This is a genomic window from Pseudothermotoga elfii DSM 9442 = NBRC 107921, from assembly GCF_000504085.1.
Taxonomy (GTDB): domain Bacteria; phylum Thermotogota; class Thermotogae; order Thermotogales; family DSM-5069; genus Pseudothermotoga_B; species Pseudothermotoga_B elfii.
The window spans coordinates 1,299,758-1,315,631 of the sequence record NC_022792.1; the positions used below are offsets into that span (position 1 = coordinate 1,299,758).

At 38.0% G+C, this 15,874-nt stretch carries 12 protein-coding genes and 1 pseudogene; 9 read left to right on the forward strand and 4 right to left on the reverse strand.

Going from position 1 to position 15,874, the window contains the following annotated elements; translation table 11 throughout:
* Positions 1 to 55: 55 nt before the first annotated feature.
* Positions 56 to 388: a hypothetical protein gene (locus tag TEL01S_RS06275; protein ID WP_038051602.1), complete on the reverse strand. Its 333-nt coding sequence runs from the start codon at positions 386 to 388 to the stop codon at positions 56 to 58.
* 171 nt (positions 389 to 559) lie between these two features.
* On the opposite strand from TEL01S_RS06275, the gene TEL01S_RS06280 reads away from it, so the two are divergent.
* Positions 560 to 2,164 carry a hypothetical protein gene (locus TEL01S_RS06280; protein ID WP_028843975.1) on the forward strand — a complete coding sequence of 535 codons (1,605 nt, stop codon included), beginning with the start codon at positions 560 to 562 and terminating at the stop codon, positions 2,162 to 2,164.
* A 34-nt stretch (positions 2,165 to 2,198) separates the two neighbouring features.
* Here TEL01S_RS06280 and TEL01S_RS06285 read toward each other — a convergent pair whose 3' ends face one another.
* On the reverse strand, positions 2,199 to 3,467 hold the full coding sequence (locus TEL01S_RS06285) for an MFS transporter (protein ID WP_012003259.1): 1,269 nt from the start codon (positions 3,465 to 3,467) through the stop codon (positions 2,199 to 2,201).
* 3 nt (positions 3,468 to 3,470) lie between these two features.
* Positions 3,471 to 3,998 (reverse strand): transcription repressor NadR, encoded by a 528-nt coding sequence (locus TEL01S_RS06290; RefSeq protein WP_028843974.1) that lies wholly within the window; start codon positions 3,996 to 3,998, stop codon positions 3,471 to 3,473.
* 142 nt (positions 3,999 to 4,140) lie between these two features.
* Between TEL01S_RS06290 and TEL01S_RS06295 the strand changes: the two genes are divergently transcribed.
* The 7 genes and pseudogenes from TEL01S_RS06295 (at position 4,141) to TEL01S_RS06325 (ending at position 12,840) form a co-directional block, all read left to right on the forward strand.
* Positions 4,141 to 5,202 carry an EAL domain-containing protein gene (locus tag TEL01S_RS06295; RefSeq protein WP_028843973.1) on the forward strand — a complete coding sequence of 354 codons (1,062 nt, stop codon included), beginning with the start codon at positions 4,141 to 4,143 and terminating at the stop codon, positions 5,200 to 5,202.
* A 160-nt stretch (positions 5,203 to 5,362) separates the two neighbouring features.
* A complete protein-coding gene (locus TEL01S_RS06300; protein WP_012003262.1) occupies positions 5,363 to 6,574 on the forward strand; it encodes an ROK family transcriptional regulator in 1,212 nt (403 codons plus the stop codon).
* 28 nt (positions 6,575 to 6,602) lie between these two features.
* Positions 6,603 to 7,819 (forward strand): annotated as a pseudogene (locus TEL01S_RS06305) (extracellular solute-binding protein).
* Between the two features lie 85 nt (positions 7,820 to 7,904).
* Positions 7,905 to 8,786 carry a carbohydrate ABC transporter permease gene (locus tag TEL01S_RS06310; protein ID WP_012003263.1) on the forward strand — a complete coding sequence of 294 codons (882 nt, stop codon included), beginning with the start codon at positions 7,905 to 7,907 and terminating at the stop codon, positions 8,784 to 8,786.
* Positions 8,787 to 8,803: 17 nt separating this feature from the next.
* Positions 8,804 to 9,634 (forward strand): carbohydrate ABC transporter permease, encoded by an 831-nt coding sequence (locus TEL01S_RS06315; RefSeq protein WP_012003264.1) that lies wholly within the window; start codon positions 8,804 to 8,806, stop codon positions 9,632 to 9,634.
* A gap of 2 nt (positions 9,635 to 9,636) precedes the next feature.
* A complete protein-coding gene (locus TEL01S_RS06320) occupies positions 9,637 to 11,247 on the forward strand; it encodes a glycoside hydrolase family 66 protein (protein ID WP_012003265.1) in 1,611 nt (536 codons plus the stop codon).
* Between the two features lie 3 nt (positions 11,248 to 11,250).
* On the forward strand, positions 11,251 to 12,840 hold the full coding sequence (locus TEL01S_RS06325) for an alpha-amylase family glycosyl hydrolase (RefSeq protein WP_012003266.1): 1,590 nt from the start codon (positions 11,251 to 11,253) through the stop codon (positions 12,838 to 12,840).
* A 39-nt stretch (positions 12,841 to 12,879) separates the two neighbouring features.
* Here TEL01S_RS06325 and TEL01S_RS06330 read toward each other — a convergent pair whose 3' ends face one another.
* On the reverse strand, positions 12,880 to 14,592 hold the full coding sequence (locus TEL01S_RS06330; RefSeq protein ID WP_028843971.1) for a clostripain-related cysteine peptidase: 1,713 nt from the start codon (positions 14,590 to 14,592) through the stop codon (positions 12,880 to 12,882).
* A 163-nt stretch (positions 14,593 to 14,755) separates the two neighbouring features.
* Here TEL01S_RS06330 and TEL01S_RS06335 point away from each other — a divergent pair, with 163 nt between their 5' ends.
* Positions 14,756 to 15,817 (forward strand): radical SAM protein, encoded by a 1,062-nt coding sequence (locus TEL01S_RS06335; RefSeq protein ID WP_028843970.1) that lies wholly within the window; start codon positions 14,756 to 14,758, stop codon positions 15,815 to 15,817.
* Positions 15,818 to 15,874 lie beyond the last annotated feature (57 nt).

Below are 15,874 nucleotides of genomic sequence, written 5' to 3' on the forward strand. Positions count from 1 at the left end.
CAACTTACATATGTTTTCACCTTCTTATCGATATAAGAATTTGAGAATTTGGTTTTTAATAAGGAGGCCAAGCATAAATATCGAATGAACTGCGCTGGTATGGCTCTTGCACCTGCCCAGTAGTGCAGATGGAATGCAAATGGATTTGGTCTTGTAATAAAGTATCATGCTGCAGTGCCCCCTCCCACACTTTTGCCGGTTGCTTCATAGTTGAATCACATCCTTCCCAAGAGGTGCTGCTTTTGCACTCTTGAAGATAACCACCGGCAGTTCCACCAATCACAGAATTCCAAGAGTGCGTTTCATTGTCTGCGTCTGTTCTATCTGCAAAGGCAGTTACGGAAAGAAGCAAAAACGCTATAAAAATTACAAGAAGAGCTTTTCTCATTTTCCCGCCCCCTTCCATTTCCTTTCGCTTCAACTTCTATCAAACCCTATATGGTTTTCAACTTTCGCACGCTCCGGATTCCTGTCTACAAGAGCGTTTCAGATTGCCAATTTTTATAGGATCTGGAACAATTTGATTTTTTGAAGTATAACTATAACGGAGAGAGCAAAGATGAAAGGTATAGTGGACTTGAAAGAAGTATTCAGGTACGGTGCTTTTTCTCTTCCAGCAGTGAATTACATGCTACTCGAAGAGAACCTTTCAAAAGAGTGTAGAGAGATTCTCTGTGTACTGAAACTTGCATGGAAAGGGAACTTCAAAGAAGCGGTCCAGAGAATAGATAAGGTTTTGAGAAGCTGCAAATCCGAAGCAGCGAAATATTTTCTTTTAGCGAACAAACTCGCATTTTTAAAATATACAGGCAAAGTAGATATGAATCTTTACAGATACCTGAAAAGAAACCTTCCCAAAATGTCAAAATCAATAAGAGACACTGTGATCGTTACCTTGATAAATTTTGAAGCAAGTGGAATAAAGCCACTGAGGAAGGTAAGAGTGTGGAAAAACAATTACAGAAAATCCACTCTATCTTTTTTATACCTTTCCCTGGCAAGAAGAAAAGCAAACTCTGGAAGACTCTCTGAGGCGGCACACGATTACATACAAGCCTACAGACTGTCCAGGGAGATTCCCCACCCAACTTGCATCGTTTCCTCCCTGAACGATCTTGCATGGGATATCAAGGAAAAACACCCAAGACTCGCCCATGTCCTTTCTCAAAGAGCCATTTTCTGGCTTGGATACTATAGAGAAGAACCAGGAAATCTCTTTGGAGCGCTGGATACTCTATTTGTTATGGAAAAAGATATGAATTCACCGTTTATCCACAGCACTGCGCATATCATCGTTTCACTTCCTGTACCAGAAGATTATCTGTCTCTATTCAAAAAAGCGAAGAAGTTCGTGTTGGACTACACCAGATCGATTTATCCAAACACAAGTCAGTTGAGAAGATACATTAAAAGGGTCGCTTGGAAAGGAAAACCTCTCAGTTCCAAAGGTATCTCGGATATATTGAAAGGAAAAACAAAAATGATTCGTGCGGATACGATAAGAAGACTGTTGACATCTGATGTTGATGCATGGGCACGCTTTCCTGTCTGGAACGAGTGGATAAAAATGGAGATTGAGCTAAAATTCAAGGAATTGCCAGAAAAGCTTAAAGAATTTCCCTTTCATCAGAGACAAATCCTTTTTCTTTCCACTTACATGGCTTTTCTTGATAGAGAATTTCTTTCAAGGAAAGAAAGACTCAAAAAGGCATACACACTCCTTGAAGATATTGAATCGTTCGCTGACTTCATGGCAAAAGATCACCGGACCATGGAATTTGTTGTTTCAATGGTGAAGGCTCATCCTTTCATTGAAGGAAGAAAAGAAGCGGTGAAGAAAGCCCTTGAAAGGATGAAAAGAAGGAAACTGGAAAGATTCACTTTGAAATACATCGAGATGAAAGAATCTGACAGAAGGCTTTTGGATAAATTTCTAAGAAACTACGGAAGGTACTATGGAGTGAGGTTTGGCATCAGGTTAAAAGGGCCGGATGTGGTGAGAGAGTTTGCAAAAAAGTACCATCTAAAAATTCAGCCTTTGTTCGCTACATTCTGGTGTGAGGAAGATAGCAGGGTGAGAAAAAGATTGGAAAAAATGATGAAAAGATGGTGCGAATCTGGCGAAAAAGTTTCTGTCCAGTGCAAAAAAGCAAATAATTATTAAATCTGTAATTCTTGAAATCGTAAATTTCTTTGAGCTAATCCAGATATTTTCCCCTTGTCTCTCTTCCAAAAACCAGCACAGCAATCCCTGTTAGTATTGCTATCACACAGATCCATCCTAATATCTGTGCAAGATTCTTTCCCTTTTCCATCATAAAACCTGTGTAATAAGGAGCTATAATTCCAGCTATTCGTGCCCATACGCCAGCCGCACCATTTCCCGTTCCTCTGAGAAAGGTGGGGTACAATTCTGGAGTATATGCATAGACCAGTCCCCATACTCCCAAGCAGAAAAAAGAGAGCACCAGGGCCGATATCAAAAGCGAGATGTCTCCACTAACGCTTGCCCACAATATGGTGGAGATACCAGTCCCAATAAAATAAACTCCAAGCGACACCTTCCTTCCCCATTTTTCTATAAAGTACGCGGCTGAAAGATAGCCTGGAAGTTGCGATAGCATCATATAGAAAGTAAACCACGAAGATTTAACAACACTGATTCCCTGAGAAGAAAATATCTTTGGCGCCCAGGTGAACAGAGCATAATAAACAAAACTTACCACAAACCACGCGCCCCATACAACAACAGTGTCTTTGAGATGATCTTTTTTGAAAAGAGAAAAAATAAAGGTTTTTTCTCTCTTTGATAATTCAATATCTTCACATATCTTTGAACCTATTGCCTTTTCAAGAGCCTCTTTACCACCTTTAAGAAAAGAATACTTTGGGGTCTCGCTCATTTTGGCAAACACCGGAACAAAAAGATATCCCGCGGCAAATATCCAGAAAATCCATCGCCAGTTTGGAAGAACAAAAACAGCAAATAATCCAATCAATATACTCCCAACAGCCCAGCTGGATTCCAGAAGAACCAGATATCTTCCTCTAATTTTGAAACCTGTGAACTCAGAAAGATACGTATTGAAAGAAGGCATCAACCCACCATAGCCAAATCCTGAAAATGCCCTCAGGGTTAGAAGTGAGCGGAGTGAATGTGTGAATCCAGATAAAAAAGTGAAGGTGATCGTACAGAGAAAAAACAACAAATTCGAGATCTTTCTTCCAAACAGATCTGCTATAAATCCTGCCAGAAGGGCTCCCACCAGCATGCCAAGAAACGTAATGCTGGCAATCGATGCACCCTGTGTGGAAGAAAGTCCCCATTCTCTTATAACAGGAACAAGAACGAAAGATACAAGCATCACACCTGCCGCGTCGAACATCCATGCAATCGATGTGAGTAGCAGAAATTTTCTCTGGGTTTTCCTGTCAACATATTTCTCAACCACTTCGTCTATCTTCATTCATTATTCCTCCTCTATCAAGAAACCTTTTTTTCTGAGCTCATGTAATATCTTTTCCAGAGATTCTCTGTCGTGAGTCTCAATAGTGTGAAGATGCACCCCTTCAGACAAAGCCAGTAATGGTTCGGTTTTCGTCATCTTCATAAGATTCACAAACTTTATAACATCTTCTTCAGATGAAACATCAACCATTCCCCGTATTTCTCCATAAATTGGGTGCTCCACAATAACATCAACAACTCTTCCACCATTTTTCACTACGCACATAAGTTCTTCCATTATCTCATCAGTACCGTGTTTCACAGCCACTAATTTCGAAATCTTAGACCTTCCTTTTGAAAGCACATAACCCCGTGGAGTTGAGATGAAATCATACCCAATGCTCTTCAAATATGCGATATCTTGAACAATTACCTGCCGGCTTACACCAAGATCCTGTGCCAGCCTCGATCCGCTGATAGGTTCTTGAGATCTCTCAAGGATTTGTATAACCTTTTTCAATCTCTCTTCTCTGAATTCTTTCATACTGATCACTCGACAATATTTTACACCTGCTGTAAAATAATGACAATATATTTGGAAGATCCTAAAACAATTTCTCTGGATTATCTCAATTGCCAAGTTTTCAAAGGCACTTTCATGTTATGGTAAGATCTAATCAGGGGGGGAAAGCATGGGCAGATTTTTACCGAAGTTTCCCACTTCAAGAAAGAAAGTAATTGTGTTTGTACCACATTCAGATTATCTTAATTACTTACTTCATAAATTCAACGATATCTTCAAGCACGATGTGGAAATAGATTTAATGGATGATTATCTTTCTTTCGAGATGGAGTTCGATAAATTCATAGATCTTGCATTGTCTTCACAAGAATTCACACAAATCGAGCTGGAGGAAATAACACTCTTACCACTCGATGTTGGAGAAACCTTTACTTTGCGTTGCTTAAAAAATTCACGAACATTTCAGTACTGGATAGATCTTCGAAGATCGGATGTGCTCGATTTTGTCCTTCAAAATGAATCTCTCACAACCTTTTTTCAACCTGTTGTGAATTACAAAACTGGCAAGGTTGTTTGCTACGAATGTCTCTCAAGAGGAATCGATCAAAATGGTGAACTGATAGCCCCGGCTTTACTTTTTGATCTGGCAAAAAGATTAGATGTACTTCTCGAGCTTAGCAAATTAGCAATAGTAAAAGCTTTGAAGGTCTCTAAGCAAAAAAACATTACTCAACCAGTAAGTATAAACTTTCCACCAAGTATTTTGCTCGATCCTGATTTTGTATATAAAACAATTTCAGATGAATTAGAAAAACTCAAAATGAGACCCGAGCAGGTTATTTTAGAATTAACAGAAAGCGAAAAAGAAATCAAGGAATTTGAGAAGTTTGTCCTTGAATCTCTGAAAAAAAGGGGTATAAAAATTGCCATCGATGATTTTGGAAATGGGTTTTCATCTCTCGAAAGGCTTGCAAATTTAAAACCAGATATAATAAAAATAGACATGGGACTTGTGAGAGATATCCAGAAAGATCGCTTGAAACGTTATATGGTTGAAGCTCTGGTTTCAATGGCAAAAAAATCAGATATTCAAGTAATTGCCGAAGGGGTTGAAACAAAAGAAGAATGTAAAACCCTGTTTGCGCTTGGTGTGGATTTGATGCAGGGATACTTGTTTGCAAAACCTGGCCCGGAGCCGTTGAGAGAAATTGATCAGAATTTTTCGAAGTGAACTAATCTTTCGCTTTTCCGCTTTTTCTTGGCAGGCTTTCCTTGAGAAAATGCCCTTTGATGTTATGTTTCTTCTTGACATTTCTTATGGATTGTGATATCTTTTTTAATGTGATACTTTTTTCATTGAATAAAGAAATATGAACGTAAGGAGGTTATCGATGAAACTCACCAGAGACATCCTCAAAGATCACAACGAAAAAATCGTTCTCAGAACAATAAGACAAATGGGGGAAGTAAGCAGAACTACAATAAGTAAAAAAACAGGCTTAAGCATTGCTTCTATTACAAACATCACTTCTCGATTGCTTGAAGCAAATCTCATAAAAGAGAATCGCTATGGCAAATCGAAAGGCGGACGACGCCCCGTACTCCTTGGAATAAATGAAAAACATAGCTGGGCTATAGGTGTAAAGGTTGGGTATCTGTATCTGTATTTTGTTGTTACAGACCTCCTTGGTACTCCTGTTTTGGAACAAAAAATACCGTTAAATACCGCTTCGTACAATGCAGTTGTAGAAAAAATTGCAGACTTTGTAAACACCATCGTGAAAATTCCTGAATATGTTGATAGAAAATTTCTCGGAATAGGCGTTGCTGTATCTGGTTCTGTTGACAGTGAGCATGGTATAGTCAAAAGCTCATACATTCTTGAATGGGGAAACGTTCCAATAGGTCCCGTGCTCGAAGAAAGGATCAAAGCTCCCGTTCTTGTATACAATGATGTTGATTCTTTTGCCGTAGCACACTACACGATTGGAAGAGCAAAAAAATACAAAAACTGTATTTTCATTACTTTGGGGAGCGGTGTTGGCGGAGCAATGATCCTTGGTGGAAAACTTTATACCGGAAGGGGGGGAGCAGGAGAAATTGGTCATATGACAGTTATTTGTGATGGTAAGAAATGTTCATGCGGCAGTTATGGATGCCTGGAAGCGGAAATCTCGTTCAATGCTCTGGTTGATCGCATCAAAAAGAAAACGAATATAGAATCTCTTAAAAATCGTTCTTGCCTGACTACAGAAGATGAAGCTATACACTATATTCATAAAGCATTACAGATTGATCGGGAAGCGGTGATAGAAGCTTTTGATGAAATTAGTGTACTTCTTGGTGTTGCCATTAAGAACATGATAAACATTTTTGCGCCAGATTATGTACTCATTGGTGGAGAAGCCTTGGAATTCAGAGATCTTTTTTTGAAGAAAGCTATTCTGATAGCTCGAGAAAATTCATTCGGAGATCTTGGAGATGATGTCGTAATTGATATCGATGACATGGGGGAAGTGGCATGGGTTCAGGGAGTAATTCTAAACCTTATTGAAAAAGAGGTATTCCAGGTTGACGGAAGGGGGAACACTTATGAGGTTTAAATTACCACTGCTAATCTTGCTGGTTTTTATGGTTGTGACAACAGTTGGTTCCAAAAAAGAGATTGTTTTTTGGCATTCTTATTCCACAGATTCAGGTGAATATAAACTACTTGTAGAAAAAATCATACCCGAATTCGAAAAACAGCACTCGGATATCAAAATAGTCGAGATGCAGGTTCCATACGATGAAATGCGACGAAGACTTATCACAGCAACAGCTGCAGCTCAATTTCCTGACGTCATGAGGATGGACATTATCTGGGTTCCGCAATTTGCTGAGATAGGAGTGCTGTTAGCTGTGACGAAACTTTTCCAGAAGATTTTGCATCTCTGAAAGATAATTTTTTCGATGGGCCTTTATCCACGTGCTACTGGAATGATCATTATTACGGACTTCCTCTGGATACGAACACACGTATCTTGCTATGGAATAAAAAAGTGTTTGAAGAAGAAGGTTTGTCAGGACCACCTGAAACTATGGATGAGTTCATAGAGTATATAAAACTTTTGACCAAAGATTTGAATAAAGATGGAACTATTGATCGCTGGGGTTATGCGGATAGCGGTTTGAATCCATGGAATACAATACCCTGGATTTATTCAATGGGAGGCTCAATTCTGGATCCAACTAATTCAAAAGCTGAAGGATATGTCAATTCTTCAGCAAGCGTGAAAGCCCTTGAAGTCTTTTCAAAATTATACAAAGAAGGGTGTATATCTGACACCATAGCAGGCGGTGGTAGCATAGGTTCGTTTGAAGGATATGCTGAAGGGGTTTATGCTATGACTATAGGTGGTCCCTGGAGCTGGTCTATTATTAAAGGACAATATCCTGACGCGGAGATTAATTATTCGCTGTTCCCTCGCGGGGAAAATGGTTCGAGATCTGTGGTTGGCGGAGAAGATATCGTAATTTTCAAAAGTACGCGTTATCCAAAAGAAGCGTGGGAATTTGTAAAATATATGGTCTCATATGAAGTCCAGCGAGAATTTTCTACAGTAGGGCAAATTCCCATTCTGAAAACATTGCTTGAAGATTCCAATATAAAAGAGCACCCATTTATGCTTATATACCTGAAACAGCTCGAAACAGCCGTGGCAAGATCTCCACATCCTGCCTGGAATCAGATAAGCGATGTCCTTCAAAAAGCTTGGGAAGATGCTGTGATAGGAGACATAAATCCAAAAGAAGCACTCGATTTGGCTGCACAAGAAATAGAAGCAATTCTCGATGAATTCGAATAATTTTATTAACTGAGGGCAAGTGATTCATCGCTTGCCCTCAATATCGTTACTATAAGTACAGATGCCCATCAAGGAGTGGCTTTTTATGAAAAAAAGAAGCACCCGAAAAAAAATCATAGGAACCTTTTTTGTCCTACCAGGACTTATTTCGTACTTTGGTTGGACCATTTATCCCATTATCAAATCTTTTTCAATGAGTTTTTACAAATGGAATATAAATCCCGATATACCCCCAGTTTTTGTAGGCATTGAGAACTATAGAAAATTGTTTCAAGATGATTTGTTCTGGTCGGCATTGAAAAATACCATTATATATGTTCTTGTTACTGTCCCAGGACAGATTGTCCTTGGTCTTTTGATAGCAATACTTCTAAACAGAAATATTAAGGGTAAAACGGTTTTTAGACTTTTGTATTATCTTCCTGTTGTTACTTCCTGGGTTATAGTATCCGCTGTTTTCCAATATTTGTTTGCAACAAGAGGTGGAGTTGTGAATTTCTTGCTGAAAGATGTGCTGCATATTATATCAACAGACATCAGGTGGTTCTCACAACCATCTATGGCTATGATACCTGTTTACACCTTGGGGATATGGAAAGGAATAGGCTGGTCGATGTTAATTTTTCTGGCAGGACTTCAAGCTATTCCACGACAATATTACGAAGCTGCACGTGTTGATGGTGCAGGTGCTTGGACCACTTTTCGGCGAATCACCCTCCCTTTATTAAAACCAACATTTGTCTTTGAACTTGTAATGTTGACCATAGGTGGATTTAACGTATTTTTGTCGGTTTATGTCATGACGGGTGGCGGGCCAAGAAATGCAACGCAGGTATTATCAACATATATGTTCAAACAAGCATTTCAATATTTTCACTTTGGTTATGGTGCAGCAATTTCTGTGGTTTTTTTCATATTGGTTTTCTCTATTGCACAACTTCAGCGAATTCTCTTCAAAAGAGATTAAAAATGCGAGGTGGGTAAATGAAAAAGCAACTGATGAATACATTCGTCTTTGCTGCTCTCGTCGTTGGTGCTATGGTTATGATCTTTCCTTTTTATTATATGTTTATAACTTCTCTCAAACAAGCTGCGTATGTTTTCACAATTCCTCCACAACTCATACCAAAGCCGGCAACTTTTGAAAATTATGCCTTCATATGGAAAGAGGCAGATTTTGGACAATATTTTTTAAACAGTGTCATGATAACTATTCCAGGGGTTCTTCTCAACGTTTTTCTCTCAGCATTGACAGCTTATGGATTTGCAAGATACCGATTTCCTTTAAAAGAAATGGTATTCAGCCTGTTAATAGCTACGCTCTCTGTGCCTGGTTTGCTTTTGATAATACCACAATTTCAAATCATCAGTAAATTCAAGTTCCTTATGGATAACAAACTGACAGTTATTTTAACAGCTGGTATTAGTGGAATAGCGTTCAACGCATTTTTCCTCAGAGGGTTTTTCGAAGGATTGCCAAAAGAAATAGAGGAATCTGCTGAAATAGATGGCTGCAACGCATTTCAGATTTTCTGGCATATAGTTATTCCTATGGCTCGCCCGGCTATTGCTACTCTCGCCATAATGTCGTTTCTTGGTATCTGGGATGACTACTTCTGGCCTTCTTTGATTCTACAATCAAAACATAATTGGACTTTGCCCATAGGAATCATGGCTTTGAAAGGCCAGCATACAGTTAGATGGAATCTTATCTTTGCTGGAACTATGATAGCAGTGGTACCTGTGATAATTATATATTTCTTGCTTCAGAAATATTTTGTGAAAACTGTAGCAGAAGGAGGATTGAAATTTTAACTATGAGAGCAATTTTCGACAAAGCCTATTATTGCCCTGGAGATACTATTGTATTGCATATTGAATCTTCTGCGGAAAACCTTTTCAGAGTGAGATTTCTTAAATTGACTGATTGCGTTTTTGAAACAATTACAACAAAAAAGAATATCGAAATTGTGGTCCCCCCCAACGCTTTCGGAGGATATGGGGTTGATATTGAAGCATTGGACGAACATAATGAGGTCGTTGATAAAATTCACAGGGGAATCACAGTTGCAAAAAAATGGTCTGACTTTCCCGTGTATGGATATCTCACAGATTTTAGACCGAAACGGTACGATATTGAGAAAACACTCAATTGGCTAACTCAATATCATGTCAGCGCTCTTCAGTATTACGATTGGATGTATGATTACCACAAGCTCGTGTATGAAGAGGGAGACCTGTATAAAGATGCATGGTGGCGAAAAAGGTATATTTCGAACAAGATACTTAAGGAGCTGATAAATACCGCGCATTCTAAAAATATTGTTTCTTTGGCGTATGTATCCATTTATGCGGCACGAAAAAATGTAGCAATTAAGCATCCCAACTGGGCAATTTACGTACACGACAAAGATAAAATCAACCTGTTAGATTTTTCAAACAAACTCTGCATAATGAATACCTACAAAAATAGTGGATGGACAAAACTACTATATGAAGAGTGCAAAAAGGTTATTGAGTTTGGTTTCGATGGAATTCATCTCGATCAGTATGGTTACCCAAAAGATGGAGAAGCCCTTGCTTTAGAAGAAGACACTTATAAACCTTACAACACATCAAGAGGGTTCAAGGAATTCATAAATGAGCTGAAAAAGTTTATTGAAAAACCATTGATTTTTAATTATGTGGATAACTGGCCATCCGAACTTCAAAACAATCTTAAAACTGAAATTGTCTATATAGAACCATGGGAATGTTGTCCAACCTTAAAAGAACTTTCCCGAGCGACACGTGAAGCCCGAAAAAGAAGTAATGGAAAAATTCCAATTATTGCTGGATACATCAATCATAACTTCACTGAATCTATTCTTTTGACTGACGCAACTATACTTTCTTCCACAGGCCAAAGACTCGAATTGGGAGAGTACAAGAGGCTTTTGAGTGGACCTTACTTTCCCAACGATTGGGGTACTGTAGATAAAAATTTAGCGACACATTTGCTCAGTTACTATGACTTCTTTGCACGTTACAGGGATTTTTTTGAGGGTGAATTTAAATTGATTAAAAACGCTCACGAAATATGTGAAAACGCGTCCACAGAACCAGAGGCCAATAAAATCTGGATTTCTATTTTAAATTTAAAAGCAAAAAAAGCTTGCATGATAAATATGGTTAATTACATCGGCGTTGAAAAACTGACCTGGAAAAAACCTCTCTCCCAGCCAGAAAAGTTGGAGAATATTTGTGTCTCAATTCCATTCGAATTAATTTCCTTTGAAAATCCGGATTTTTATTTCGTCTCAGCTGATAATCAACTTGAACCAGAGCAAATATCGGTTAAACTTTTTCAAAACAGATATGAGATCAAGATTCCGCATCTTTATTATTGGAGTTCGATTCTAATCATTTCAAATAAAAAGGAGGAATAAACTTTGAAATATCCATGGTGGAAAGGTGCAGTGATTTATCAAGTCTATCCGAGAAGCTTCTACGACAGTAACAATGATGGTGTAGGTGATCTGAAAGGAATTGTGGAAAAACTGGATTATTTTCAATGGTTAGGTGTGGATGCGATATGGCTTTCTCCAATCTTCAAATCCCCGATGGTAGATTTCGGCTATGATATCAGCGACTATAGGAATATAGATCCAATCTTTGGAACCATGGAAGATTTTGATCTTCTACTTGAAGAATCACACAAAAGAGGCATTAGAGTGATACTTGATCAGGTCTACAACCACACTTCTGATCAACATCCATGGTTTTTAGAATCAAAAAGTTCAAAGATAAATCCTAAAGCAGACTGGTATATCTGGAAAGACGGAGAACCTGGGAAATTTCCCAACAACTGGCAATCTTTTTTCGGTGGTCCTGCATGGCAATGGTACGAAGAAAGAAAGCAGTATTATCTGCATCTCTTTACAAAAGAACAACCTGACCTGAACTGGCGTAATCCACAGGTGAAAAAAGCAGTCTTCGATACGATAGATTTTTGGTTAAAGAAAGGAGTGGATGGATTTCGATTTGATGTGGTTAACATGTTTTGCAAAGATATTAAGTTCAGAGATAACCCAACTGAGGAAAGTGGAGAACAGCAAGCTATTTTCAACACAGATAGACCTGAAACTTTGCTTGTTGTGGAAGAAATACAGGAACTTGTAGAAAAATACCCTGGTAGAGTTACCATAGGAGAAGTTGCATCGCCTCAGGGCCTTTACTCTTATCTCGAATATACAAAACCAGGCAGATTGAACCTCGCGTTCAATTTTGAGTTTATGAACATTCCGGCATTTGAAGCAACGCTTTTTCGCAAAATCGTAGAAGATACTGAGCGTATCTTCAAAAACCTGAGTTGGCCATGTTATGTATTAGGTAATCACGACTGCAAAAGGGTGCGATCAAGATACAGTGGTGGTGAATCTATAGACGAATCTATGGAAAAATGCAAACTTCTTGCCACTATGCTTTTGACATTGCGTGGCACCTCCATGATATATTATGGCGAAGAAATAGGTATGGAAGAAATGATAATCCCATACGAGGAAATACAAGATCCTGAAGGGAAAAATCTCTGGCCTGAAAAAATTGGTAGGGATGGATGTCGTACCCCCATGCAATGGAATAATTCTCAGTATGGTGGCTTTTCTTCAATAAAACCCTGGTTGCCAGTAAATCAGAATAGGACTGAAATAAATGTAGAAAAACAGAAAAATGATCCTAATTCTCTATTAAATTTCTACAGATCTCTGATAAAACTCAGAAAAGGCTCAAATGCATTGAAATTGGGGAAACTTAGTGTGCTTAAATCTTCAAAAAATGTTTTTGCCTACCTGCGTTCCTGGAAAGAAGAACAGATTATTGTGGCGCTCAATTTTTCGAGTGAAAATATATCTGCAGATTTGAAATTAACAGGAAAAGCGAAAGTGATTCACAGTAATCGAAGACGTATTAATGAAATTTGCCGGCTACAAAATTTGGAGCTTTGCTCTTATGAAGCATTGATTTTGAAGCTCTATGAGTAGTTTTCAAAATTAGCAGAAAATTCTCGTTTCAGCATAAACTTATCGCACAAACTCGTTTAAAAAATCTATCCACCCTGTTGTATCTGTGTAAAATAACAGTGTGTTTAGATCATCAGTAAAAGATTTCAAATCATTTTGTTTCTCTGGAAAGAAAATACTCACTCCATACGTTGTTTCAGCAGCACCTTTTATTTTTTTGTAAACGACGGTATTATCGAGCGATGAAAGAACTTCGCTTGCTGTAGTGATTTGTATTTCGTTCTCTTTCACCTGACTGGCAAAATCTCCCATATCAATGAGTAGATTGTAAGGATATGAACCAGCTTTTGTTGATGAATTTCGGTAATACAATATACGAGTCCTGAGAGAGCTATCTGATTGCAAAGCATCTTTTAATTCTGAGCCTATGTTAGATATTTTATCTGCCAGATCTGAAAGATGAGACATATCATAAACGCAAAGCGATAATGGAGTGGAATCTGGCAAACTGTTAAAATATTTATCAACAATTAACTGTCCTGCAGTTAGTGAATCTCCATCTATCTCTGATAGAAAACTATAATCCCATCCTGAAGAAGGTTCACTGAAAAACGACGCTATAAAATATTCAGCACAATCTTTCAGTTCATAGGCAACTTCGATTGATCCCATCAAACATGCATCCATACCAAGGATGTTAAACTTTTCGAATTTTTCAAGTACCTGGCGAATCTCACTAACGGCAAGTGCAGTATTTTGTGTATCGTCAAATCCTATGGCTTTTGTTGTGTAATCTGAATCACCAAGCCAGGCAGAGCCATGGTTCCAGATGATAAGTCCCCTATAAGCTGAAGTTATGTTTGAAAAACGCTCAATGAAGTTTTTCAAAACCTCTGGATCACCACTGTTTATATCCTGCTGGTAAGTTTCTATGTATTTGTATTCACCATATTCATCAAGTGTCAAAAGTGCATCTTCTACATCTTTGCCATCAAGCAATGTGAAAACCGATATTTTTGAATTGGTGTTTTTCATTTCTTCAAGATCAACAAGTGCATATTGTTCAAGGTTATTATCTGCTGCAAGATAGATCAAAAAAACCCAGCTTGGTTTTTGAAAATTTATGTTTTCCTGCGCTGAGATCGCTGGTTGATCTTTTATATAAGCCCGAAAAAGAAGTTGACCTTCCTGCGTGTGAAAATCGTACGGAAGCTCTTGTGAAGCTATGCCATATGAATTTGTTTTCACAGTGGAAAGTTGTTTCCACGTGCCATCATAGTATTCAAAAGCTACATCGATATTTTCCACTGGTTTATCTGTACTGCTCAAAACCTTTGCTTCTACATACCCTACCCTTCCTATAGTAATTGTTTTTTGGTTCACAGTTATTTTGCATTTATTTATATCTACAGTTGTGAATGACCAGATTGGGCCTTCCTCATTTGCATTCTTTGTATCTTTTGCAACTATTTTCCAGTAGTATTTTTTGTTGTATTCTAAATCTGATATCTGGTATGAATTGCTTGAATAATTTTGCTCAACGAGCTGCAAATTATTTGAATCTGTCCCAAAATATATATCGTATACAAGGCTATCTCCATCTGGGTCACTGCAGCTCCATTGAAGTGATAAATCTGGCGAGACATCTGTTGCATTATCTTCAGGATAAGGGTTTGCCGGCGCATTTGGAGGATTATTGAATACAGAAACACATGAAGACGCGAACAGAATAAGGGAAAAAAGCACCAGCATCGAAAATATTTTCTTTTGCACATCAACACCTCCGATTTGTGTTTTCACCATCGCTTTACAATTGTATCACCTAATTTCCTTTCCCTGCATTGTATTAAGAACATTCCTTTTGGTTAAAGTTACACAATTTTCGAAAGTGGCATGAAATTGAATGTTATACTGAGCGCAACGAGGAGGAATTTTCATGAATATTTCAAAACTAACAGATTTTGTAAGCCCAAGGTTTTCAAGAGCAATTTTGCCATGGATTTTGAAAAACCCAAGATATCTGAAAAATGCGCCGCTTCTGATTAAGGCTTTCTGGGAATGCGAATCAATGCGTAAAGAACTACTTTCAAAAGAAAATCTTTTAGTCCCACCGGTTGCTATATTGAGCATAACAAACGATTGTAATCTGCACTGCCAGGGGTGTTTTGTGGAAAAACTCTCTGGCAGGCAAATGACAATATCAGAATGGAATAACCTGATAAATCAGGCAAAAGATCTTGGGGTTTTCGCTTTTCTAATAGCAGGGGGCGAACCTTTCTTAGTTGAAAATTTGCTCGATTTAATTTCATCTCACAAAGACCGTGTTTTTGCGATATTCAGTAATGGAACACGCATTAATGAAAAACAATTGCAGCAACTGAAAGATTGCCCCAATACAGCTGTTATTTTGAGTATAGAAGGAGATGAAAAATTAACAGATCAAAGAAGAGGAAATGGTGTCTACAGCGCTGTGATAAAAGTTTTGAAAAAACTTTCGAAAATTGGTGTAGTAAACGGCATATCTGTAACTATAACCAGAGACAACTATACATACTGGATAAAAGATGAAAACATAAACAATCTTACAGAAGCCGGTGCAAAACTCTGCTTTTTCATAGAATATATTGGTGCAAAAGAAGATGGAAAAGCCCTGGACTATGACCAAAGAAAACTTTTTAGAGAAAAAATTCTGTACTACAAAAATGAAAAGCCAATCTTCATTATCCATTCGCCCGGTGATGAAGAACCTTTCGGTGGTTGTGTTTCTGCAGGAAGAGGTTTTATACACATCAACGCATCTGGTGATTTGACACCCTGTCCTGTCACAAATGTTTCCACCCATAATTTGAAAAAAGCAACGCTTAAAGAGGGATTAAAAAGCAATCTATTCAAAGAAATAAGAGAAAATAAATTGCTCGAAGATGGTGATGGACCATGTTCGCTGATATCACATCAAAATGAGCTCAAGCAGATTGTGTCAAAACTTGACATTTCTTAGTTATACATGTTATACTTTTTATGCTTTTCCTACTTTTTATACAGAATGAGGTGATAT